Origin of the sequence: Bradyrhizobium sp. ORS 375, assembly GCF_000239775.1 — a bacterium.
In the GTDB taxonomy this organism is placed as follows: domain Bacteria; phylum Pseudomonadota; class Alphaproteobacteria; order Rhizobiales; family Xanthobacteraceae; genus Bradyrhizobium.
Genome location: NZ_CAFI01000031.1, coordinates 1 through 21,639 on the forward strand (window position 1 = coordinate 1; position 21,639 = coordinate 21,639).

A 21,639-nucleotide genomic window follows, 5' to 3' on the forward strand; every position below is an offset into this window, starting at 1 on the left:
GCAGCGAAGCAATCCAGAGCCACGCCTGGAGCCCTGGATTGCTTCGCTGCGCTCGCAATGACGGAGACAAACGTAAGCGTCGCCGCATCGGGTCGCGCTGTGCGTCGGGACGGAGATTACGCCGCGCTCTCCAGCAGCGCCTCTTCGGCTTCGGCCACCGCGGCCGGCGTGCCGACATGCATCCAGACGCCTTCGAGGCGCAGGCCGAACAGGCGGTCGTGCTCGTTGGCCTTGTCGAACATCTTGGTCAGCGAGAATTCGCCCGACGGCGCGCCGTCGAAAATCGCCGGCGAGATGATCGCCGCGCCGGCGTAGACGAACGGCACGACCTGGTGCTCCCGGCGCTTGCGCAGGGTGCCGTCAGCGAGCATGGCGTAGTCGCCCTGGCCGGAGTAGCCGATCGAGGTCGCGGTCGGCGCCATCAGCAGCATGATGTCCATGCGCTCGGGATCGAACGCGTCGGCGAGACGCGAGAGGTTCTGGCGCACGCCCTCGATCCACATCGTGTCGGAATTGACGTGGAAGAACGGCTCGTGCCCGAGCAGCGGCAGCGCCTTGATCACGCCACCGCCGGTGCCGAGCACCTGGTCGCGCTCGTCGGAGATGATCACGCGGGGCGCGGTGCGCGTCGCGGTGTGCGCGATGATCTGATCGGCGAGATAATGGACGTTGACGACGGCCTCGGTGACGCCGGCTTCGGCGAGGCGGTCCAGGACATGGTCGAGCAGCGCACGCCCGGCGACGCGCACCAGCGGCTTGGGCATTGTCTCCGTCAGCGGGCGCATGCGCAATCCGAGACCGGCGGCGAGGACCATGGCTTTGTGCGGCTTGACGGGCATCTCAGGGCATCTCGATCAAAGGTGGTACGCGCGAATCATACCACGCAAAAACATCTATCGTCTCGACCGGGTGCGATAGCTTGGGCCGATGACGAATATGCGACGGCCCGGACGCCGTCGTGATGCAAGATGCCGCAGAGGCCGCCGTCAGACCTCGGCGGCCGCGCGCTTGTTGGTCTTCTTCTTGCCCTGCTTCAGGAAGGTGACGCCGATCTGGTCGCCGTTGACCCAGGCCAACTCGCAGCGACGGTAGGCGAGGCCGGTCGACGACAGCAGCAGGAAGAATTCCTTCAGATGCAGGCCTTCCACCGAGCCCTCGACCGTCAGCTTGGCGCCGGTCTCGGAGACGTCCTCGATGGTGCAATTGCGCCGCCAGGTGCCGTCGATGCCCATCATGAAAGCCGGGATGCCGCGCTCGAAGACGACGCGCTCGCCCTTCATCCGCTCCGCCATCGCACCCTCCGTTCACGCCCGGCGCGACCGGGCGCCGTGGGGCCAAGGTAAGCGGGGATGGCTAAGAACCGGTAAAGCTACGGGGGGCTTGGGCTCCACTGCCGCCGCAGCGGCGGTCTGCTCCCCTCCCCGCAAGGGGGAGGGGAGGGCACCAGTGGCGCCTCAAACAGGTCGGCTCAAGCTACGCCGGCCGGAGACGGCACGTTGGTCGCGTACCAGCCGCGCAATGGCTCGAGCGCCGCGTGCGCCAGTGACCGATGCAGGTAGTCCCAGATGCGGGGCTGGTGCTTGAGGTAGTGCGGCTTGCCGTCGCGGCGGTTGAGGCGGGCGAAGGTGCCGAGCAGGCGGGTGTTGCGCTGCGCGGACATGATCGCGTAGTGCGCGCGGAATTCGTCGGCGTCGAAGTCCGCGGACGCAGCTTGGCGCGCGGCGATGTAGCGGGCGAGCAGTGCCTGCTCGATGTCGGCCGGGACATCGATGCGGGCGTCCTGGGCCAGCGATACGACATCATAGGCCGGCGGGCCCATCACGGCGTCCTGAAAGTCGATCACGCCGACCCTGGCGATGCCCTCGCGGGCGGGCAGCCAGAGCAGGTTCGGCGAGTGATAGTCGCGGATCACCCAGGTCGGCTTGGCCGCGAGCGGCTCTGCCAGCAGGTCGCGCCACATCTCCAGGAATTCGGCGTGCAGCACCTGCGACGGCTCGACGCCGCGATCGGGCAGGTACCATTCGAGCATCAGACTGATCTCGATCAGCATGGCGTCGACGTCGAAGGTCGGGACCTTGTAGGTGACCTGCGGGGCCAGCGGCAGCACGGCCGGAACGTCCTGCGCATGCAGTGCGGCCAGGAGATCGGTCGCGGCCTCGTAGCGTTCGACGATCGGGCGCGGCGGATCGCCCTCGATCACGCCCTCGCGTCCGAGATCCTCGGTGACCAGGAAGCCGTGGTCGAGATCGGCGTCGTTGATCTTCGGGGCGGAGATGCCGCGCCCGCGGAGGGCGCCGGCCACGGCGACGAAGGGGCGGACGTCCTCGGCGAGATGCACGGCGCCGCTATAGGGCTTGCCGTTGTAGATCGCTGGACCATCCGGCCGCTTCGGCGAGTTCATCAGGATGAAGACGCGCTCGCCCTTGTAGAGACGGGCGTAGGAGCGGGTCGAGGCGTCGCCGGCCATGCGCTCGCGACGCGACTTGGCGTGCCCGGCCTCGGCGAGGAAGTCGCGCAGCGCCTTCAGCCGCGCCACGATCGCCGCCGCCTTGCCGGTGCCGCTGATCTCGGCATTGCGCGCGCTGTCGCCCTGGGCTGCATCGTGGCGCAGCGCGATGTCGATCCGGTCCTGCGGCAGCGCATCGCCGGCGCGCTCGGGCCATTCGATCAGCACCACCGTTGCTTCCGGCAGCGGCGACAGCCCGATCTCCTCCAGCTCGGAGGCATCGCTGATGCGATAGAGATCGGCGTGCACCAGCGGGAAGCTCGGCAAATCGTAGCTTTGCGCCAGGGTGAAGGTCGGGCTCGGCACCTCGAGTTCGGCATCGTCGGCGAGATAGCGGATCATCGCCCGCGCCGCGGCCGTCTTGCCGGCGCCGAGGTCGCCCGTCAGCGTGATCAGCACGCCCGGGCCGATCAGCAAAGCGAGGTCGGCCATCAGGGCGGCGGTTGCGGTCTCGTCCGCCAGCGCGGTCGTGAATGTGTGTCGGTCCGTCATTCCGCGGCGTTGCGTTGCGCGATGTGGTCGGTCGGGAAGTCACAGGTGACCGTGGTGCCCTTGCCGACCACCGAATCCATCCGCACCTTGCCGCCATGCAGCTCGACGAAGGAGCGCACCAGCGACAGGCCGAGCCCGGCGCCGCGATGGCGCGAGCCCTGCGAGCGGCTGACGAACCAGTCGAACATCTGGTCCTTGATGTCGGCCGGAATGCCCGGGCCCGAGTCCGTGACCGAGAAGGCGACGCTGTGATCGGTGCGGCGGGCGGACACGACGACGGTGGAGTCCTGCGGCGAGAAGCCGACGGCATTGGCGAGCAGATTGTACAGCACCTGCACGACGCGGCGCTCGTCGCCGACGAAGCTGCCGACATCGGCGGCGACCTTGACCTCGAGGCGAATGCGGTCGGTGGCGAGGCGGTCCTGCACGCCCTCGGCCGCGGCCTCGATCGCCTTGGCGGCATCGACGGGGCCGAGCTCGAGCTTCATCGCGCCGGCGTCGATGGTGGCGAGGTCGAGAATGTTGTTGGTCAGCGCTAAAAGCGCGTTGGTCGATTTGGTGACGTAGTCGAGATACTCGGCCTGCTTCGGCGTCAGTGGCCCGGTCGACGGATCCGACAGGAAATGCGCGAAGCCGATGATCGTGGTCAGCGGTGCGCGCAGCTCGTAGGACACGTGGTGGACGAAGTCGATCTTCATCTGGCCGGCGGCTTCCAGCGCCTCGTTGCTCTCGCGCAGGGCCCGCTCGACATTCTCGGTATCGGTGATGTCCTGGAACGTCAGCATCGTCGCGCCGTCCGGCAGCGGACGGCTGATGCAGTCGAGCACGCTGCCGTCCTTGCGCTCGAGCTTGAGCGCGACGTCGAGCCGGTTCTCGATCGAGGTGATGGCCTCGCGGATGGTGCGCCAGGCGACGCTGTCGTCGTAGATCGACCGGCACCAGGATTCGACGGTGTCGATGTGCGGATGCTCGCGCAGGCTATCCGGCGACAGCCGCCACATCTTGGCGAAGGCGGGATTGAACAGCTCGACGCGGCCGTTCGAGCCGAACACGGCGACGCCCTCGGCGAGGCTGTCGAGCGTCTCGCGCTGCACGCGGATCAGACCGTCATAACGACGGGCGAGCGCAAAGCTCTCGGTGACGTCGTCGAACAGATAGGTGACCCCGCCCTCTGGGTTGGGCGTGGTGACCACCGATAGCGCGCGCCCGTCGGGCAGGAACCAGGTGTCCTTGGCGGCCTCGACGGCGCGATAGGCCTCGTGCAGCTTGGCCTTCCAGGCGCGAAAGTCCGCCTGCTCGGGCAGCTTGCGCGAGGCGCGAAGGCGGTCGAGCACGGAGGAGTCGTCCGGCTGGCTGTCGAGGAACGCGGTGTCGAGATCCCAGAGCCGCCGATAGCTGTCGTTGTAGAAGGCGAGCCGGCGCTGGCCGTCGAACACGGCGACGCCCGACGACAGCTGGTCGAGCGTACGCCGATGCGCCTCGTGCATCCGCACCAGGGCGTCGCTCAGCGCTGCCGCTTCGCTGGCATCGATCGCGACGCCGGCGCTGCCGCCGCCGAGCGTGAAGGCGCGGACGTCGTGCATGCGGCGTTCGCCGCCGGTCACGATCGGCAGGCGGCCCTCGAAATGGCCCCCGGCGCCGAGCGCGCGCTGCAGGTCGGTTCTGTCGGCGGAATCCAGCAGCTCGAGATTGCGACTGATCGCGTCGGGCACGTCGCGCGCATCGGCGGCGCGGGCATAGGCGGCGTTGGCGTAAGAGAGTGCGCCGTTGGCCTGCCGCGCCCAGATCGGCCACGGCAGCGCGGAGGCGAGCGCGCGCAACGACTCCGTCTCGTCGCCCAGCGCCTTGAAGCGCAGTTGCGTCTCGGCGAGCTCGCGGCGCAGGCCGGAGAGCTCGCGGATGCGCACGATGGCTTGGCCGCCGATGGCGCGGCCCATCGCCTCGATGGCGTGACCGTGCGAGGTGGTGAGGTTGAGCATGAAGCCTTCGCCGGCCTCGCGCAGCGCCTCGACGGCGTGGTCGAGCTGCAGCGCCGGCTCCGGCGGCAGCCAGGTTCCGAAAGCGAGGATACGTTGCGGCTGATCCTGCGGCACCAGCATCGAGGTGTCGCCGGAGATCTGGGGGCGGTGACCGCCCGCGGGCCAGGCGATCAGGATCTGCGGCTCGGCGAACAGCAGCGCGCGATAGCGATCGGCCTGCAATTGCAGCTCGGCGACATCGGCGCGCAGCCGCGCCTCCTTTCGTGATGCCGCAAGCCGCGTGCGCACCAGCGCGATCGCGGCGACGACGGAGAAGCCGAGCAGCGCCAGCATCGCCGTGACCTCGGCGACGTCCGATCGGCTCAGCTCGAACAGAGTCGAAATCGCATCCGCCGGCACGCCATCGCCCGCGAGGACCGGTGTGGCCGGCGCAAGCGCAGTCGCAGCGAGACCCATCAGGCCCTTGCGCGCGAGTGACGTGCACGACAGCAGCGTCTGACGCATCACCACGATCACGCCCGACATATTTGCCCCAAACCGCACGAAAGTTCCGCGCGGCGCAGATCGGGTCGACCGCGCCGTTTCACGAATCAATCAACAATAACCGCTTCGGGACTCCAGCGGTAAGAGTCCAGACCGTGAACGGTGGTTGCACGGAATGAAAATGCGTTCATCGATGGGCATAGGCGAGTCGGAACGATGGCGAGGTCCGTAGTTCAACGGCCCGTCGAACCGAATCCGCCGCTGCCGCGCACCGTCTCCGACAACGTCGTGGCGATCGTGAGCTCGGCGCGCACGACGGACGCGATCACCAGCTGCGCGATGCGCTCGCCGCGCTTGATCGTAAACGGTTCCTGACCGTGATTGATCAGCAGCACGCAGACCTCGCCGCGATAGTCCGCGTCGACGGTGCCGGGTGAGTTCAGCACGGTGACGCCGTGCCGCGCGGCGAGCCCGGAGCGCGGCCGCACCTGCGCCTCGTAGCCGTCGGGCAGCGCGATCGACAATCCCGTCGGCACCATGGCGTGGCTGCCGGGGCCGAGCACGATAGGCGCATCGGGAGGCACGGCGGCGAGCAGATCCATGCCGGCGGCATGCGCGGTCTGATAGGCCGGCAGCGGCAAGCCCGCGCCATGCGGCAGGATGCGAACGTCGATCGCGATCGTCTGTGTCACGCTGATTGTCCCACGGTTCTCGCGATCTCGGCGACCAAGGCGGTCGCAACCTCGTCCTTGGTCATGATCGGCCACGACGCGACATGGACGCCGTCGGCGTCCTTCGTCAAGAGATGCACGGTGTTGCGATCGCCGCCCATCACGCCGGTCGCGGGCGACACGTCGTTGGCGACGATCCAGTCGCAGCCCTTGCGCGCGAATTTCGCTTTCGCGTTGTCGATGAGATGTTCCGTCTCGGCCGCGAAGCCGATGACAAGGTCCGGGCGCTTCTCCTTCAGCTTGGAGATCGTGGCGAGGATATCCGGGTTCTCGACCAGCTGCAGCGGCGGGATCGCCTTGTCGGTCTTCTTCAGCTTCTGACCGCCTTCATTGGCGACCCGCCAGTCGGCGACGGCGGCAGCGAAGATCGCGACATCAGCGGGCAGCTCGGCCTCGACGGCCTCGAGCATCTGCCGCGCCGACTCGACGTGCGTGACCCTGACGCCCTTGGGATCGGCCAGCTCGACCGGGCCTGTGATCAGCCGCACGTCGGCGCCGGCGGCTTGCGCAGCGGCAGCGATGGCAAAGCCCTGCTTGCCGGAGGAGCGGTTGGCGATGTAGCGCACCGGGTCGATCGGCTCATGCGTCGGCCCCGCGGTGATCAGCACGCGCCGACCGGCCAGCGGGCGCGGCACCGGCGGCTTGAGCATAGCGACCACGGCCTCCGCAATCTCGGTCGGCTCGGCCATGCGGCCGACGCCGGCCTCGCCCTTCTCGGCCATCTCGCCGGCATTCGGCCCGATCATGTGGACGCCGTCGCGCTGCAGGGTCGCGGCGTTGCGGCGGGTCGCGGGATTGCTCCACATCATCGGGTTCATCGCCGGCGCCAGCAGGATCGGCCGGCTGGCGGCGAGCAGGATAGCGCTGGCGAGATCGTCGGCATGGCCTTGCGCCATCTTGGCCATCAGGTCGGCGGTCGCCGGCGCCACGACAATGAGATCGCAGTCGCGCGCCAGTCGGATATGGCCGACGTCGAACTCGCTGCGCGCGTCGAACAGGTCGGTGAACACGCGGTCGCCGGACAGCGCTGACGCAGCCAGCTCGGTGACGAACTGCGTCGCCGCCTTGGTCATGACGCAACGGACGTGGATGTGGCGCTCCTTGAGGCGCCGGATCAGGTCGAGCGATTTGTATGCGGCGATGCCGCCGCCGATGATCAGGGTGACGCGGGCCTCGCGCGCCGAGCCGGGCTGCGGCACCAGTGGTTCGGGCAGGGTGGCCGGAAGGGGCGTTGATGGTGGCTCCGAGGGATCAGCCGGCTCGGTCAGCGCGCGCAGGATGACCCGGACTTCCTCCTCGACGGAGCGGCCGTTCTGCGCTGAGCGCAGCCGGAGATAGGTCTTCAGCGAATCGTCGAGCTTGCGGATGGTCAGGCTGGCCATGACCGCCTCCCCAGCATTGGCGTTATGAAAGCAATGCTAGCAGAAAATGCATGCAGTGCAATCAACTCTCGAGGGTCAGCCAGCTTTGACTTGGTCCCGGATGCTGCAGCAGAAACAGCTGTCATGCCCGCGAAGGCGGGCATCCAGTACGCCGCGGCCCATCGATTCAATCACTACGGCCGCCGCGTACTGGATCGCCCGGTCAAGCCGGGCGATGACAGCTGGGGCTGTAGCGCGCTCGTGCTTGTCGATGGCTGCCAGTCTGCCTCAGAGCCGCAGCACCGCGAACAGGATTCCGATGAATGTCAGCGCGATCACCCACAGCGCGATCGCCCGCCAGCGGCTCTTCTTGCCTTCGGTGCGGCCCATGGCGGCGATGGTTTCCGGCGACAAGCGGAGGCCGTCGCGGGTCATCGTTTCCAGGTTTTCGAGCACGGCGGCGGCGCGCGCGGCAAGCACGGGCAGGGTGGCGGTCAGGCGCGCCAGTTCGCCGATGCCGGTGACGGCGCCCTCGATGCGGCCGAGCGGGCCGAGATTGCGCTCGATCCATTCGCGCACCACGGGATCGGCGACCTTCCAGATATCGAGCTTGGGATCGAAGCCGCGCGCGACGCCCTCGACCACCACCATGGTCTTCTGCAGCAGGATCAGCTCGGGCCGGGTGCGCATGTCGAACAGGCCGGTGACCTCGAGCAGCAGGGTCAGCAGCTTGGCCATCGAGATCTCTTCGGCCGTGCGGTTGTGAATCGGCTCGCCGATGGCGCGGATGGCCTGCGCGAAATTCTCCACCGAATGATGTGGCGGCACGTAGCCGGCCTCGAAATGCACCTCGGCGACACGGCGGTAGTCGCGGGTGATGAAGCCGAGCAGGATCTCGGCAAGGAAGCGCCGCTCCTTCATGCCGAGCCGGCCCATGATGCCGAAATCGACCGCGACGAGCCGCCCCTGCTTGTCCAGGAACAGGTTTCCCGGATGCATGTCGGCGTGGAAGAAGCCGTCGCGCAGCGCGTGGCGCAGAAAGCTCTGGATCACCTTGCGGCCGACATCGGGCAGATCGACATTGGCCTGGGCAAGGCGGGCGTGGTCGTTCAGCGCGATGCCGTCGATCCACTCCATGGTGAGAACATTGTTGGCGGTACGGTCCCAGTCGACCGCGGGCACGCGGAAGTCGGGATCATCCTTGATGTTCTCCGCCATCTCGGAGAGCGCCGCCGCTTCCAGCCGAAGGTCCATCTCCATCGCGACCGAGCGCGACATCGTGTTGATGACCTCGACCAGCCGCAGGCGACGCGCCTCGGACGAATGCGCCTCGGCCTTCTCGGCGACGAAGAAGAAGTCGGAGAGGTCGCGGCGGAAGCGCGCCGACACGTTCGGCCGGAGCACCTTCACCGCGACCGGCGTGCGGATGCCGTCGCGCTCAACCTCGCCGCGATGCACCTGCGCGATCGACGCGGCCGCGACCGGCGGGCCGAGCGAGGTGTACAGCTGGCTGATCGGCCGTTCGAGCGCGGTGGCGATGACGGCTTCGGCCTCAGCCTGCGGGAACGGCGGCAGCCGGTCCTGCAGGGATTCGAGATCGCGCGCCATGACGACGCCGACGACGTCCGGCCGCGTCGCCAGGAACTGGCCGAGCTTCAGATAGGCCGGCCCCATCCGCTCCAGCGCGCGCGACAGCCGGGGACCGGATTTGGCGCCGGGGCGTTCGACCAGTCGCGCGAGCTTCAGTGCGAGCTGCCCGGGCGGCGCGACGAGGCTGGGATCGACCACGCCGAACACGCCCTCGCGCGCGAACACCAAAGCGGCCCGGGCGAGCCGCGTAATATGGGTCAGTGCTGAGATCACAAACGCCAGCCGGAATGAAGCGCGACGATGCCGCCCGAGAGGGTCTGCCAGGAGACGCGCGAGAAGCCGGCGGCCGAGATCATCTCGGCGAAGGCGTTCGGGCGCGGAAACTGGCGGATGGATTCGACGAGATAGCGGTAGGACTCGGCGTCGCCGGTGACGGCGCGGCCGAGCTGCGGGATCACGTTGAACGAGAACAGGTCGTAGAGCTTGTCGAGCCCGGGCACCTCGACGGTCGAGAACTCCAAGCACAGGAAGCGCCCGCCATGCTTGAGCACGCGGTAGGCTTCCGCCAGCGCCAGGTCGATCTGCGGCACGTTGCGGATGCCGAAGGCGATCGTATAGGCGTCGAAGGAACGGTCGGGGAAGGCGAGCTTCTCGGCATTGCCCTCGACGAACGAGACCTTGTCCTCCAGATATTGCTTGAGCGCGCGCTGGCGGCCAACCTCGAGCATGTCGCCATTGATGTCGCACACCGTCGCGTGGAAGCCGGCGCCGGCCTTCTTGGCGGCGCGGAAGGAGATGTCGCCGGTGCCGCCCGCGACGTCGAGCAGCGCGAACGGCGCATCGCTCTTCGGCGGGTTCAGCGTGTTGATCATGATGTCCTTCCAGACGCGGTGCAGCCCGCCCGACATCAGGTCGTTCATCAGGTCATAGCGGGAGGCCACGCTGTGAAACACGTCGTTCACCAGCGTCTGCTTTTCGCCCAGAGGCACGTCCCTGAAGCCGAAATGAGTGGTCTGGTCCGTCTGATCCATCACCCTTACTCCGATACGGCACCATAGCGCCGGTGCGGCCAAGGCGCTATCACGTCAGCCGGACAAGGTGAATGGTCGCCGACGCAAAAGGTGAAATGAACTGGGATGCCTGAGCTGCCCGAAGTCGAGACCGTCCGGCGCGGGCTGCAGCCGGTCATGGAAGGGGCCAAGATCGTCACCGCGGAGGCGCGGCGCGGCGACTTGCGATTTCCGTTTCAGCCCGATTTTGTGAAGCGCCTGCAGGGCCAGACCGTCAAGGGGCTAGGCCGCCGCGCCAAATATCTGCTCGCCGATCTCGGCTCTGGCGACGTGCTGCTGATGCATCTCGGCATGTCCGGCTCGTTCCGGGTGGTGAAGCCTGACCACGAGGAGAGGCCGGGCGAGTTTCACTATCCGCGCGGCAAGGACAGCGTGCACGATCATGTCGTGTTTCACATGTCCTCCGGCGCCGACATCGTCTTCAACGATCCGCGCCGCTTCGGCTTCATGAAGATCATCGGCCGCGGCGAGATCGAACACGAGCCGCATCTCAAGGATCTCGGGCCGGAGCCGCTCGGCAACGAGTTCGACGCGGCGATGCTGGCGCGCGCCTGTGCGGGCAAGAAGACCAGCCTGAAGGCGGCGCTGCTCGACCAGCGCGTGGTTGCCGGCCTCGGCAACATCTATGTCTGCGAGGCGCTGTTCCGCGCGCATCTGTCGCCGCGCCGGCTGGCGGCAACGCTCGCCACTAGGAAGGGTGAGCCGACCGATCACGCGAAGCGGCTGGTCGAAGCGATCCACACGGTGCTCAACGAGGCGATCCGCGCCGGCGGCTCGTCGCTGCGCGATCACCGCCAGACGACGGGCGAGCTCGGCTATTTCCAGCACTCTTTCCAGGTCTACGACCGTGAGGGTGAACCATGCCGGACGGACGGCTGCGAGGGCGTGGTGAAGCGCTTCGTGCAGAACGGGCGGTCGACGTTCTGGTGTCCGAAGTGCCAGCGCTGAGGTGACGGCTGGAACGCGCGTTGGGCCCGCGGTGCGCTTGTAGGGGCCTAGTGCGGGCGTATACTCCGCTCATGGCTGTCAGCTCGCCCGACCTGAAGGCATTCCTGCTCGCTACGCCGTTCTTCGGCGGTCTGTCGGACGCGAGTCTCGATCGGCTCGTGTCCATGCTGGTCGAATGCCGGTTCGAGGCGGGCGCCACCGTCGTCGCCGAGGGCGAGCCGGGGCGTTCGATGTTCGTGGTCCACAGCGGCACGCTGGAGGTCAGCGAGCGTCTGCCGACAGGCGGTGTGATCCACATTTCGAATCTGGAGCCTGGCGACTTTTTCGGCGAGATGACGTTGCTGGAGATGCAGAACAGGTCGGCCACGGTCGTGGCGGAGACGCCGACGGTGCTTTACGAGCTGACGGCACGTGAGCTCTATGCGTTCTACAAAGCGGATATCCAGGCCTATGTCATCGTGATGCAGAACATCAATCGCGAGCTATGCCGCCGCCTGCGTCGCGCGGATGCGCGGATCAAGATGCTGGAGATGCGGTAAGGCGGGTCGCGGTAGCGCGGCTCTTTGCGTGCCGCGCTGGCGGCGGAGGCGCACTGCACCCGACGATCGGACTTTTGTACCCGGGTATTTCCAAGTCGTCATGGCCGGGCTCGTCCCGGCCGTCCACGTCGTTCGGGAGAGGCGTGGATGCCCGGGACAAGCGCGGGCATGACGGAGCGAGTAACTAGAAGGATCGTTCGTTACGGCTGCGGGGGGAGTCTCGAACTGACACTTCCCGAGCGGCGGCCCCTCACCCCAACCCACTCCCCGCAAGATCGGGGCGAGGGAGCGCACCGCCTTTGCGGTGAGAGCTGAGACCCCGCCTCCGACTACAAACCCGCCTTCCAGTTGATGCCGTTGTCGGCCCAGGTGGGATACACGCGCGCCACCGGCAGCTTCGGCTCTTCCGGCTGCGGGGTCAGCATGATCGGGAATTCGATCTCGGCGTGCTCGCTGGCTTCCTTCAGTTCGCCCGCCTCCTGCATGACGTGGTCGCCGGCGAGCTTGCCGGCGGTCCAGCGCCACAGGCTCTTGATCTCCTGCGCCGACTTGCCGTCGCCGTCGAACTCGGTGACGCCGAGGCCGGCGGCGAGCGCGTCCTGGTGGTCGTTGCGCATCATGATGAAGGGCTGCGCCAGCACCTCGGCGATGTCGCGCGGCGCGTCGGCGTCGAGCGCCGTGGTCGCGTCGGTGATGCGGTGGCCGCCGCGGATCGGCGCCTGGTTGAGCACGAAGGCGAACGGCTTGCGCCAGGCCCTGACGACGCTGAGCGTCGGCGCCGTGGCCTCGATGTCGGCGACGCTCGGACGCGCGGGGATCAGGCAGAGATCGCAGTAGCGGATCGCTGCGGTCGTCGACGCCGTGATGCCGGCGCCGGTGTCGATCACGCAGAGCGTGACGCCGTCGCGCTGGAGCGCCTGGAGGCGCGGCTCGATCATTTTCGCATCGTAGACGGCTTCGACGATCGGCTCGCCGGCGGCGCGGCGCGCCTGCCATTTCGTCAGCGTGCCCTGGCGGTCGGTTTCGATCACGCGCACCTTGTGGCCGGCCTGCTGGGCCGCCACGGCGAGACCAATGGCGAGCGTGCTCTTGCCGCTGCCGCCCTTCTGCGTGGCCAAAACGATCGTGTACATCGGGAGACAGTCCTTCGGATGTTGACGGAACTTATGAGAACGCCAAAGCTGAGTGCATCGAGTGAAGCGATGCAGAGCTATTCTCGCTCAGGACAGTCCCGGCCCGATCCGACTTGTGAGGAGGGATCGCGGTGGTCCGAATCAGCACGCCGACAAAACTGTTCGAACTATCTCACGTCCGGTCTGCGATTCGACAGACCGGTTGACTACGGCGGGAGCCGTTCCGAGTTGATAGCAAGGTGCTAGGAAGAGAGCGGCAGGGAGCCGCGGATGGGCACTCGGCATCGTCGAGCATCATCACGCGCAGTCGCGATGCTGCACCAGAGATCCCCGCCGGCCGCCGTTGGGCCCTTAATTTTTTCTAAAAGGACATGCTTAATATTGCGTAAACACCCGCCGCGCTGCGGCGCGCGGCGAGACGTCCGCAGCGGCGCTATTTGCGGACGCAGATCACGCGCACGGTGGCGGCCTTGACGTCCAGCGACGTGCCGTCCGGCTTGACGCCTTGCGCCGAGAGGAAGCCACGCACCGCGTCTGCGCTCACCATCACGACTTGCGTGGATGGAACGATCCCTGCGCCGGCGAGCACGCCCGGCTTGAGCAGCGTAACGCCGACGAACCTGCCATCGCCGTCGAGGGCAGCCGCTCCGGAGAAGCCGAGCCCCGGTGCGGGCGCGAGCGAGGCGTCACCGGGCCCGGTGCCGGCGAGCTGCGCCTTGACGGTGGTGATCGCCGCGCCGCCACCCTGGCTCTGCGGGTCGGCGATGCCGACGATCTCGACGGATGATTTCGCATTGCCGCCGGACAGCGCCAGCGGCTTCAGCCCGTGGGCGCCATAGATCCGCAGCAGCGCGAGCCCGCGCTCCTTGTCCTCGGCGACGCGCTCGGCATGACCGAAGCCCGGAATGGTGATGGCGACGCAGGCGTCGGTGACCTCGCGGTCCGCGACGATGGCGCCGTCCCCGCTCGCAATGATGCCGGTGCCGTAATCGACGCTCCGCCGTGGCGCCGGCTGGGCGGCCAGCGTTGCCGCCGGAAACGCGGTGAAGGCGCTGGACATGGCAATGACAACCGGCTCGACCGTGTTCTCGGTGGCCTGGTCGTACAGGATAGTCAGGATGCGCACCTCGTCGCCCTTGAAGGTGCCGCGGATGTAAAACTTCTTCAGGTTCTGCAGCCCCGACAGCACGAAGAAGTCGGGCTTGACGACGCTGTAGTCGACGGTGCGCCCCGGCTCCTTCTTCTCGCGATCGGCCAGCGCGGCCGTGGTCGGGTTGGCCTCCTTGCGGCGCGACAGCACGACCTGCACGGTGCCGGTGGGCGAGGTCCATTTCGAGCCGTTGCTGTCGGTGGTCTGCTGAGGGACCAGCTTGGTCGGGATGCCCAGGCGGGCGCCGCTCGTCGGCTCGGTCACGAGCTTCCAGCCGACGCCCTCCTGCTTGCGGCGCGCGGTATCCGCGAGCCCAGCGCGCTCTTGCGGATTGAGCACGCCGGTCGGCTTGCCGCCCTTGAGCTTCTGGTACTCCTTGATCGCGTTGACCATGCGCTCGCTGACGTCGCCGGTGATGGCGCCGTTGTACTGGCCGACCCAGGCGAGATCGGATTGCAGCGACAGCCTCTCGGCCTGGCTCATCCCGTTGGCGGTGTCGGCCGGCGCCTGTACGGCAGGCCGAAGGGCCTGGGTCGCAACGGGCTTGGGCTTCGCGGGCTGCTGACCTTGTGCCGCGGGCGTTTGCGTCGTCTGGGCCTGGGCCGGCGCGCACGCGGCGATCGCGCAGATGAAGGTTGCCGTAGCCAGCCGTCTCATGACAAATCCCGCTGCTCTTGCCGCTGCCGTAAATAAGCACATCTGCTTGGTCGGTCACAATCGGGCGGGGGTTCAGTCAAGGAGATCTCCCGTCTCCAAGATCAGCTGGCGGCGATTCCGCAGCGGAAGGACGCGTGTGACGATGCTGAGCGACGAAGAACTGGAGCGTTATGCCCGCCATATCGTACTGCGCGATGTCGGCGGTCCCGGCCAGGCGGCCTTGAAGCGCGCGTCGGTGCTGGTGATCGGCGCGGGCGGGCTCGGCGCGCCGGCGCTGATGTATCTCGCCGCCGCCGGCGTCGGCACGATCGGTATCGTCGATGACGATGTGGTGTCGCTGTCGAATCTGCAGCGCCAGGTCATCCATGCCACGCCGGATATCGGCAGGCCGAAAGTCGACAGTGCGGCCGAGCGCATCAACGCACTCAATCCGCATGTCACCGTCGTCGCGCACCGGACGTGGCTCAATGCCGACAACGCGCTCGCATTGATCGGCGGCTACGATCTCGTGCTCGATGGCTCCGACAATTTCGACACCCGCTATCTCGCGTCCGATGCGTGCTTCCTCGCCGGCAAGCCGCTGATTACTGGCGCGCTCGGCACATTCGATGCGTCGCTGACGACGATCCGCGCGCATGAGAAGAACGACAAAAGCGAGTTCAATCCGACCTATCGCTGCCTGTTCCCGGAGCCGCCGCCGCCGGGCACCGTGCCGGCCTGCGCCGAAGCCGGCGTCATGGGCGCGCTCGCCGGCATGCTCGGCTCGATGATGGCGCTGGAGGCGATCCGCGAGATCGTCGGCTTCGGCGAGGGACTGGTCGGGCGGTTGCTGATGCTCGACGCCCGCACAATGCGCTTCGAGACGCTCCGCTATGGGCGCGATCCGGCCAATCCGCTCAATGGTGATGGTCCGGTGATTGCGGATTTAAGCGTGCATCGGAAGTGATGTGTGCAAGCCGAGAGGCGCGCCACACACTCCGTGAGACGCGCGGAACGGGCAGCCTGCCGATTCCAGGCATCACGCGGTATGGGTCCCGGCTTTCGCCGGGACGACACTGTGGGTGTCGCACGAGCGTGGCTCACACTCGCGGCCCGCGCTCGCTGTCCATGTGCACCAGCTGCGCCTCCGGATAGCGCTCGCCCGCGGCGACGCCGATCGGGAAGGCCTTGTCCAACGCGGCGAGCTGCACTTCGGTCAGCTTGACGCAGAGCGCGCCGAGCGCCTCGTCCAGGCGGTCGCGGCGGCGGGCGCCAACCAGCGGCACGATGTCGTTGCCTTGCGCAGCGACCCAGGCGATCGCGACCTGCGCCGGGGTCGCGCCGACCTCGCCGGCGATGCTGCGCAGCGTGTCGACGAGCGTGAGATTGCGATCGAGATTGTCGCCCCGGAAACGCGGTGAGTGGCCGCGGAAATCGGCGGCATTGGCGCGGTCCTTCGACCAGTGGCCGCTGATCAGGCCGCGCGACAGCACGCCATAGGCGGTGATGCCGATGCCGAGCTCGCGGCAGGTCTTCAAGATGTCGCTCTCGATGCCGCGCGAGATCAGCGAATATTCGATCTGCAGGTCCGAGATCGGATGCACCTTGTGCGCCCGGCGGATCGTCTCGGAGCCGACCTCTGACAGGCCGATATGCTTGATGTAGCCGGCCTGCTTCAGCTCGGCCATTGCGCCGATCGTGTCCTCGATCGGCACGTTGGGATCGAGCCGCGCCGGCCGGTAGATGTCGATCGTGTCTACGCCGAGCCGCTGCAGCGAATAGGACAGGAAGGTGCGCACCGCCTCCGGCCGGCAGTCATAGCCGAGCCAGCTCTTGTCGGGCCCGCGCAGCGCGCCGAACTTCACCGAGATCTGCACGTTGCGCGGACCGGCCGAGGCCAGCGCCTCGCGGATCAGCATCTCGTTGTGGCCCATGCCGTAGAAATCGCCCGTATCGAGCAGTGTCATGCCCGCTTCGAGCGCGGCATGGATGGTGGCGATGCTCTCGGAGCGGTCATTCGGGCCGTAGAAGTCCGACATGCCCATGCAGCCGAGGCCCAGGGCCGCGACGGTAGGACCAGTTGTGCCGAGGTGGCGGGTTTCCATGATCATCTCCCTGCGTCGGAACGGCCAATCGGCCGCTTCGTCAACGCAGGAATCGCATCCTGGCTTCAATCGTTCTCACGGCGCCCGCCGTGGAACCGCCTACAGCATGCTCGGCAGCACGCGGTCCGGCGGGCGGTGGTTGTCGAGGAAAGTCTTGATGTTGATGATGACCTTCTCGCCCATCTCGACACGGCCTTCGATCGTGGCCGAGCCCATGTGCGGCAGCAGCGTCACCTTGCCGGCCTTGGCGAGCCGGACGAGGCGCGGGTTCACCGCAGGCTCATGCTCGAACACGTCGAGGCCCGCGCCGGCGATGTCGCCGGCTTCGATCAGCCGCGTCAGCGTCTCCTCGTCGATCACCTCGCCGCGCGCGGTGTTGACGATGTAGGCATCCTTGCGGATCAGCTTGAGGCGGCGCGCCGACAGCAGGTGGAATGTCGCCGGCGTGTGCGGACAGTTCACCGAGATGATGTCCATCCGCGCCAGCATCTGGTCGAGGCTCTCCCAATAGGTGGCGCCGAGCTCGTCGGCGATGACAGGGGCGACCGGACGGCGGTTGTGATAGTGGATCTGCAGGCCGAAGGCGCGGGCGCGCCGCGCCACCGCCTGGCCGATGCGGCCCATGCCGATGATGCCCAGGCGCTTGCCGCCGATGCGGTGGCCGAGCATCCAGGTCGGCGACCAGCCCGCCCAGTTCTTGCCTTCGGTGAGCACCGAGGCGCCTTCGATCAGGCGCCGCGGCACGGCAAGGATCAGCGCCATGGTCATGTCGGCGGTGTCCTCGGTGAGGACCTTCGGCGTGTTGGTGACGGTGATGCCGCGCGCGACCGCCGCGGCCACGTCGATGTTGTCGACGCCATTGCCGAAGTTCGCGATCATTCGCAACTTGCAGTCGGGCTGATTGAGAATGTCCGCGCTGATGTGATCGGTCACGGTCGGAACCAGCACCTCGGCGGTGCGCACGGCGTCGGCCAGCCGCTCCTGGCTCATCGGCTCGTCGTCGAGATTGAGGCGCGCGTCGAACAGCTCGCGCATGCGCGTCTCGACCGAGTCCGGCAGCTTGCGTGTCACCACGACGAGGGGCTTTTTCCTACCTGACATGTGCTGCTCTCATGAGATCCTTCAGACCTCATTAACCGGGTTCGCCGAAACTACCGTCGTCGTCTGAGAGCGGCGTTTCCCTGGACTGGCGTGTCGGATCTCGCAGGTAGCCGATCCGTCCCTGACAGGGTTTCGCGAGCGATTCTCAGGCGCTTCCTGGCCGCTTGTGTTCGGTCCTGTCTAGCAGAAGGCCGGGCCAAGACAAGAAGCCAACGGCGGGTCGGGACCTGCGCTGCGGCAAGCCCTCTCTGTGCACGAAGGGGGGCAGCCCGGCGGTTCGATGGGGATCGGGCGAAGGATCATGGGCGCGACCACGCGTCGGTCCTTGCGAGGGAGAGTGAGTTGAGTTCAATCGCGTTGGGACGTCTCGGTGCAGTCGCAATCGTCGCCGCAGTTTTCTGCGCCAGTCTGCTCCACGGCTCGGTCAGCACCGGTGCGGTGGCCAAGGATTCGGTTCTCACCACCAGCGGCCTTCCGGTGCCGCGCTATGTCAGCCTGAAATCGGATCATGTGAACGTCCGCGCCGGTCCGACCAAGGACAACGACGTGGCCTGGGTCTACACGCGCTCCGGCCTGCCGGTGGAGATCACGGCGGAATATGAGAACTGGCGCCGTGTGCGCGATTCCGAGGGTTCGGAGGGCTGGGTCTACCACTCGCTGCTGTCCGGACGCCGCACCGCGGTCGTCACCATGAAGAACAAGGATGACCTTGCGCCGATCTATGAGAGCGCCGACCAGACGAGTGCGGTGACGGCGAGGCTGCAGGCCGGTGTCGTCGCGCAGGTCAAAAAGTGCGTCAACGGCTGGTGCCGCGTGCTCGGCAACGGTTTCGATGGCTGGATCCAGCAGCAACGGCTGTGGGGCGTCTATGCCGACGAGCAGGTGAACTGACGCCATCGGCGGGCCGGCTCTACCGGCCGCTGTTTCGACGTCCTGCTGACATGAAAATGCCCGCTGGCGACGCGGGCATGAGCGAAGTTGACGATGCTGTTCCGGCTCAGCGCTTCTTGCGCAGCCGGACCACCATGTCGATCCGGGCGATCTCGTAGCCCTCCGGCGCCTCCGGCAGCTTCGACAGCGCCAGATGCTGGTCCGGAATGTCCACCAGCTCGTGATTGTTCTCGAGGTAGAAGTGGTGGTGGGCGGTGACGTTGGTATCGAAATAGGTCTTGGTGCCGTCGACGCTCACCTGGCGCAGCAGGCCGGCATCCGTCAGCTGGTTCAGCGTATTGTAGACCGTCGCCAGCGACACCGGGACCTTCGCCAGCGTCGCTTCCTCGTACAGCATTTCCGCGGTCAGGTGCCGCGCGCCCTTGCCGAACAGCAGCCAGCCCAGCGCCATGCGCTGCCGCGTCGGACGGAGCCCGGCGGTCTGCAGCATTTCATTGACGTCGTGCCACGGGCAGCCGTTGAGCGCAGGCTGCCGACCCGTTCCCAGCCCATCCGGGCCGGCACGGTCGTGACCACTCATCGAAGCGTTGTTGCTGGCGTCCACGTCATGCACCGAAATATTCACATCGACCACTTTGGATATAGGAAGAAACCCCGTCAGATGCAAGCTTATCGCAACTAACCTATCTAGAACGACCCTAAACTGCAATTGCGGCAAAGACCGCGTGCGCGCCAGCGCCCCCGCGTCGTTTTAGCTGGATACGCGCATTGACGCCGCAATCCCCTATGTTAGAGAGCGCGCGGACCCGATTTGACCTGCCATGGCGGGTGCAGCTGGCCGCACTGGCCGCCTGTGCCGTTCCAACTGCCTGGTTTGGGGCGCTGGCCAGTCGACGGTATGGCCGGACGGCGAAACGGCGCATGAACGGGTCGGCGCGCGAAGGGGCATGTCGCGCGCAAATTTTTCCACCCGGGGATCGTTGAGAAAGGCTCATCAGGCATGCTGGATCGGCGCGGCAGTTATGAATATGAGGACCTGCTGGCCTGTGGCCGCGGGGAGCTGTTCGGCCCCGGCAATGCGCAGCTGCCGCTGCCGCCGATGCTGATGTTCGATCGCATCACCGAGATTTCCGAGACCGGCGGCGAGTTCGGCAAGGGCGTCGTGCGCGCCGAGCTCGACGTGAAGCCGGATCTCTGGTTCTTCGGCTGCCATTTCAAGAACGACCCGGTTATGCCGGGCTGTCTCGGCTTGGATGCGATGTGGCAGATGGTCGGCTTCTTCCTCGGCTGGACCGGCGGCGCAGGCCGCGGCCGCGCGCTCGGCCTCGGCGACCTGAAGTTCTCCGGCCAGGTTCTGCCGACCGCCAGCAAGGTTGTGTACAACGTCGACATCAAGCGCGTGATGCGCTCGAAGCTGGTGCTCGGCATCGCCGACGGCTGGCTTTCGATGGACGGCGACATTATCTATCGCGCCAAGGACCTGAAGGTCGGCCTGTTCAAGCAGGGCGCCGCGCCGTCTTGAACCGGCGGGCTGCGACCACAGACAGTGCAGCAGGCGTGACTGCAACAAAACACACGAGCAAGGCGAGGCGGACATCATGAGGCGGGTCGTCATCACGGGCATGGGCATCGTCTCGTCGATCGGCAACAACACCCAGGAGGTGCTTGCGAGCCTGTACGAGGCGAAGTCCGGCATCTCCCGTGCTGAGAAATATGCCGAGCTTGGTTTCCGTTCGCAGGTGCAAGGTGCGCCGACGCTGAATCCGGCCGAGGTCGTCGATCGACGCGCGATGCGGTTCCTCGGCGAAGGCGCGGCGTGGAATCACGTCGCGATGGAGCAGGCGATCCTCGATTCCGGCCTCGAGCCGACCGACGTGTCCAACGTCAGAACCGGCATCATCATGGGCTCGGGCGGACCCTCGACGCGCACGCTGGTCGAGGCCGCCGACATCACCCGCACCAAGGGCCCCAAGCGCGTCGGACCTTTCGCGGTGCCGAAGGCGATGTCGTCGACCGCGTCGGCAACGCTCGCGACCTGGTTCAAGATCAAGGGCGTCAACTACTCGATCTCCTCGGCCTGCGCGACCTCGAATCATTGCATCGGCAATGCCTACGAGATGATCCAGTACGGCAAGCAGGACGTGATGTTCGCCGGCGGCTGCGAGGAGCTCGACTGGACGCTGTCGGTGCTGTTCGACGCCATGGGCGCGATGTCGTCCAAGCACAACGATACGCCTGCAACCGCCTCGCGTCCGTATGACGTGAGCCGCGACGGCTTCGTGATCGCCGGCGGCGCCGGTGTTCTCGTGCTCGAGGAACTCGAGCGCGCCAAGGCGCGCGGCGCCAAGATCTACGGTGAGATCGTCGGCTATGGCGCGACATCGGACGGCTACGACATGGTCGCACCGTCAGGCGAGGGCGCCGAGCGCTGCATGCAGATGGCGCTGTCGACCGTGAAGACCAGGATCGACTACATCAATCCGCACGCGACCTCGACACCGGCCGGCGATCCGCCGGAGATCGAGGCGATCCGCAAGGTGTTCGGCTCCGGCGAGAAGTGCCCGCCAATCGCGGCCACCAAGGCGCTCACCGGGCACTCGCTCGGCGCCACCGGCGTTCAGGAGGCGATCTACTCGCTGCTGATGATGAAGAACGGCTTCATCTGCGAGAGCGCCAACATCACCGAGCTCGATCCGGTGTTCGCCGACATGCCGATCGTGCGCAAGCGCATCGACAATGCCAAGCTCGGCACCGTCTTGTCGAACTCGTTCGGCTTCGGCGGCACCAACGCCACGCTGGTCTTCAAGCACCTCGACGCCTAAGGTTTCCAACAGCACTGGCTTTCTCGGCGCGAGCCGGACAACAGCGCGAAACATTTCGCACCGATGTCCGGCTATCGGCGTATTTGAAGCCTGACGATCATC

The 21,639-nt window shown here is 66.9% G+C and carries 19 protein-coding genes; 6 read left to right on the forward strand and 13 right to left on the reverse strand.

Annotated features, from left to right (window positions below):
- Positions 1–116 precede the first annotated feature (116 nt).
- From BRAO375_RS02760 to ubiE, 8 genes are all read right to left on the reverse strand, one after another.
- The gene (locus BRAO375_RS02760) at positions 117–839 is read right to left on the reverse strand and encodes a nucleotidyltransferase family protein (RefSeq protein ID WP_009025924.1); all 723 of its coding nucleotides are present in this window, start codon (positions 837–839) and stop codon (positions 117–119) included.
- A gap of 147 nt (positions 840–986) precedes the next feature.
- Complete coding sequence (locus tag BRAO375_RS02765) at positions 987–1,292, reverse strand: PilZ domain-containing protein (protein ID WP_009025925.1); 306 nt, start codon at positions 1,290–1,292, stop codon at positions 987–989.
- A gap of 176 nt (positions 1,293–1,468) precedes the next feature.
- Positions 1,469–2,998: a bifunctional tRNA (adenosine(37)-N6)-threonylcarbamoyltransferase complex ATPase subunit type 1 TsaE/phosphotransferase gene (locus tag BRAO375_RS02770; RefSeq protein ID WP_009025926.1), complete on the reverse strand. Its 1,530-nt coding sequence runs from the start codon at positions 2,996–2,998 to the stop codon at positions 1,469–1,471.
- Positions 2,995–5,502 (reverse strand): sensor histidine kinase, encoded by a 2,508-nt coding sequence (locus BRAO375_RS02775; protein ID WP_009025927.1) that lies wholly within the window; start codon positions 5,500–5,502, stop codon positions 2,995–2,997. Before BRAO375_RS02775 ends, BRAO375_RS02770 begins: the two co-directional genes overlap by 4 nt.
- Positions 5,503–5,693: 191 nt before the next feature.
- Entirely contained in the window at positions 5,694–6,152 is a 459-nt protein-coding gene (gene dut, locus BRAO375_RS02780) for a dUTP diphosphatase (RefSeq protein WP_009025928.1), read from the reverse strand.
- Positions 6,149–7,573, reverse strand: coding sequence for a bifunctional phosphopantothenoylcysteine decarboxylase/phosphopantothenate--cysteine ligase CoaBC (gene coaBC / locus BRAO375_RS02785; RefSeq protein ID WP_009025929.1), 1,425 nt, complete (start codon positions 7,571–7,573; stop codon positions 6,149–6,151). Before coaBC ends, dut begins: the two co-directional genes overlap by 4 nt.
- Before the next feature lie 267 nt (positions 7,574–7,840).
- Complete coding sequence (gene ubiB, locus BRAO375_RS02790) at positions 7,841–9,415, reverse strand: 2-polyprenylphenol 6-hydroxylase (RefSeq protein WP_009025930.1); 1,575 nt, start codon at positions 9,413–9,415, stop codon at positions 7,841–7,843.
- Positions 9,412–10,173: a bifunctional demethylmenaquinone methyltransferase/2-methoxy-6-polyprenyl-1,4-benzoquinol methylase UbiE gene (gene ubiE, locus BRAO375_RS02795; protein WP_009025931.1), complete on the reverse strand. Its 762-nt coding sequence runs from the start codon at positions 10,171–10,173 to the stop codon at positions 9,412–9,414. Before ubiE ends, ubiB begins: the two co-directional genes overlap by 4 nt.
- A gap of 105 nt (positions 10,174–10,278) precedes the next feature.
- On the opposite strand from ubiE, the gene mutM reads away from it, so the two are divergent.
- On the forward strand, positions 10,279–11,160 hold the full coding sequence (mutM, locus tag BRAO375_RS02800; RefSeq protein ID WP_009025932.1) for a bifunctional DNA-formamidopyrimidine glycosylase/DNA-(apurinic or apyrimidinic site) lyase: 882 nt from the start codon (positions 10,279–10,281) through the stop codon (positions 11,158–11,160).
- 71 nt (positions 11,161–11,231) lie between these two features.
- A complete protein-coding gene (locus BRAO375_RS02805; protein ID WP_009025933.1) occupies positions 11,232–11,699 on the forward strand; it encodes a Crp/Fnr family transcriptional regulator in 468 nt (155 codons plus the stop codon).
- A 329-nt stretch (positions 11,700–12,028) separates the two neighbouring features.
- Here BRAO375_RS02805 and BRAO375_RS02810 read toward each other — a convergent pair whose 3' ends face one another.
- On the reverse strand, positions 12,029–12,832 hold the full coding sequence (locus tag BRAO375_RS02810; RefSeq protein ID WP_009025934.1) for a nucleotide-binding protein: 804 nt from the start codon (positions 12,830–12,832) through the stop codon (positions 12,029–12,031).
- A gap of 433 nt (positions 12,833–13,265) precedes the next feature.
- Positions 13,266–14,639 (reverse strand): serine protease, encoded by a 1,374-nt coding sequence (locus BRAO375_RS02815; RefSeq protein WP_009025935.1) that lies wholly within the window; start codon positions 14,637–14,639, stop codon positions 13,266–13,268.
- Positions 14,640–14,781: 142 nt separating this feature from the next.
- Between BRAO375_RS02815 and BRAO375_RS02820 the strand changes: the two genes are divergently transcribed.
- A complete protein-coding gene (locus BRAO375_RS02820; RefSeq protein WP_009025936.1) occupies positions 14,782–15,585 on the forward strand; it encodes a HesA/MoeB/ThiF family protein in 804 nt (267 codons plus the stop codon).
- Positions 15,586–15,718: 133 nt separating this feature from the next.
- Here the strand turns inward: BRAO375_RS02820 and BRAO375_RS02825 are convergent, their stop codons facing one another.
- Together BRAO375_RS02825 and BRAO375_RS02830 are read right to left on the reverse strand one after the other, a co-directional pair.
- Positions 15,719–16,723, reverse strand: coding sequence for an aldo/keto reductase (locus tag BRAO375_RS02825; RefSeq protein ID WP_009025937.1), 1,005 nt, complete (start codon positions 16,721–16,723; stop codon positions 15,719–15,721).
- A 99-nt stretch (positions 16,724–16,822) separates the two neighbouring features.
- Entirely contained in the window at positions 16,823–17,824 is a 1,002-nt protein-coding gene (locus BRAO375_RS02830; RefSeq protein ID WP_035638601.1) for a 2-hydroxyacid dehydrogenase, read from the reverse strand.
- Between the two features lie 351 nt (positions 17,825–18,175).
- Between BRAO375_RS02830 and BRAO375_RS02835 the strand changes: the two genes are divergently transcribed.
- The gene (locus BRAO375_RS02835; protein WP_035638608.1) at positions 18,176–18,715 is read left to right on the forward strand and encodes an SH3 domain-containing protein; all 540 of its coding nucleotides are present in this window, start codon (positions 18,176–18,178) and stop codon (positions 18,713–18,715) included.
- A gap of 106 nt (positions 18,716–18,821) precedes the next feature.
- Here the strand turns inward: BRAO375_RS02835 and irrA are convergent, their stop codons facing one another.
- Positions 18,822–19,295: an iron response transcriptional regulator IrrA gene (gene irrA / locus BRAO375_RS02840; RefSeq protein ID WP_035638612.1), complete on the reverse strand. Its 474-nt coding sequence runs from the start codon at positions 19,293–19,295 to the stop codon at positions 18,822–18,824.
- A gap of 420 nt (positions 19,296–19,715) precedes the next feature.
- On the opposite strand from irrA, the gene fabA reads away from it, so the two are divergent.
- Both fabA and fabB read left to right on the forward strand, forming a co-directional pair.
- Positions 19,716–20,237, forward strand: a complete 522-nt coding sequence (gene fabA, locus BRAO375_RS02845; RefSeq protein WP_009025940.1) for a 3-hydroxyacyl-[acyl-carrier-protein] dehydratase FabA — start codon at positions 19,716–19,718, stop codon at positions 20,235–20,237.
- Between the two features lie 76 nt (positions 20,238–20,313).
- Positions 20,314–21,537 (forward strand): beta-ketoacyl-ACP synthase I, encoded by a 1,224-nt coding sequence (gene fabB / locus BRAO375_RS02850; protein ID WP_009025941.1) that lies wholly within the window; start codon positions 20,314–20,316, stop codon positions 21,535–21,537.
- Positions 21,538–21,639: the final 102 nt, after the last annotated feature.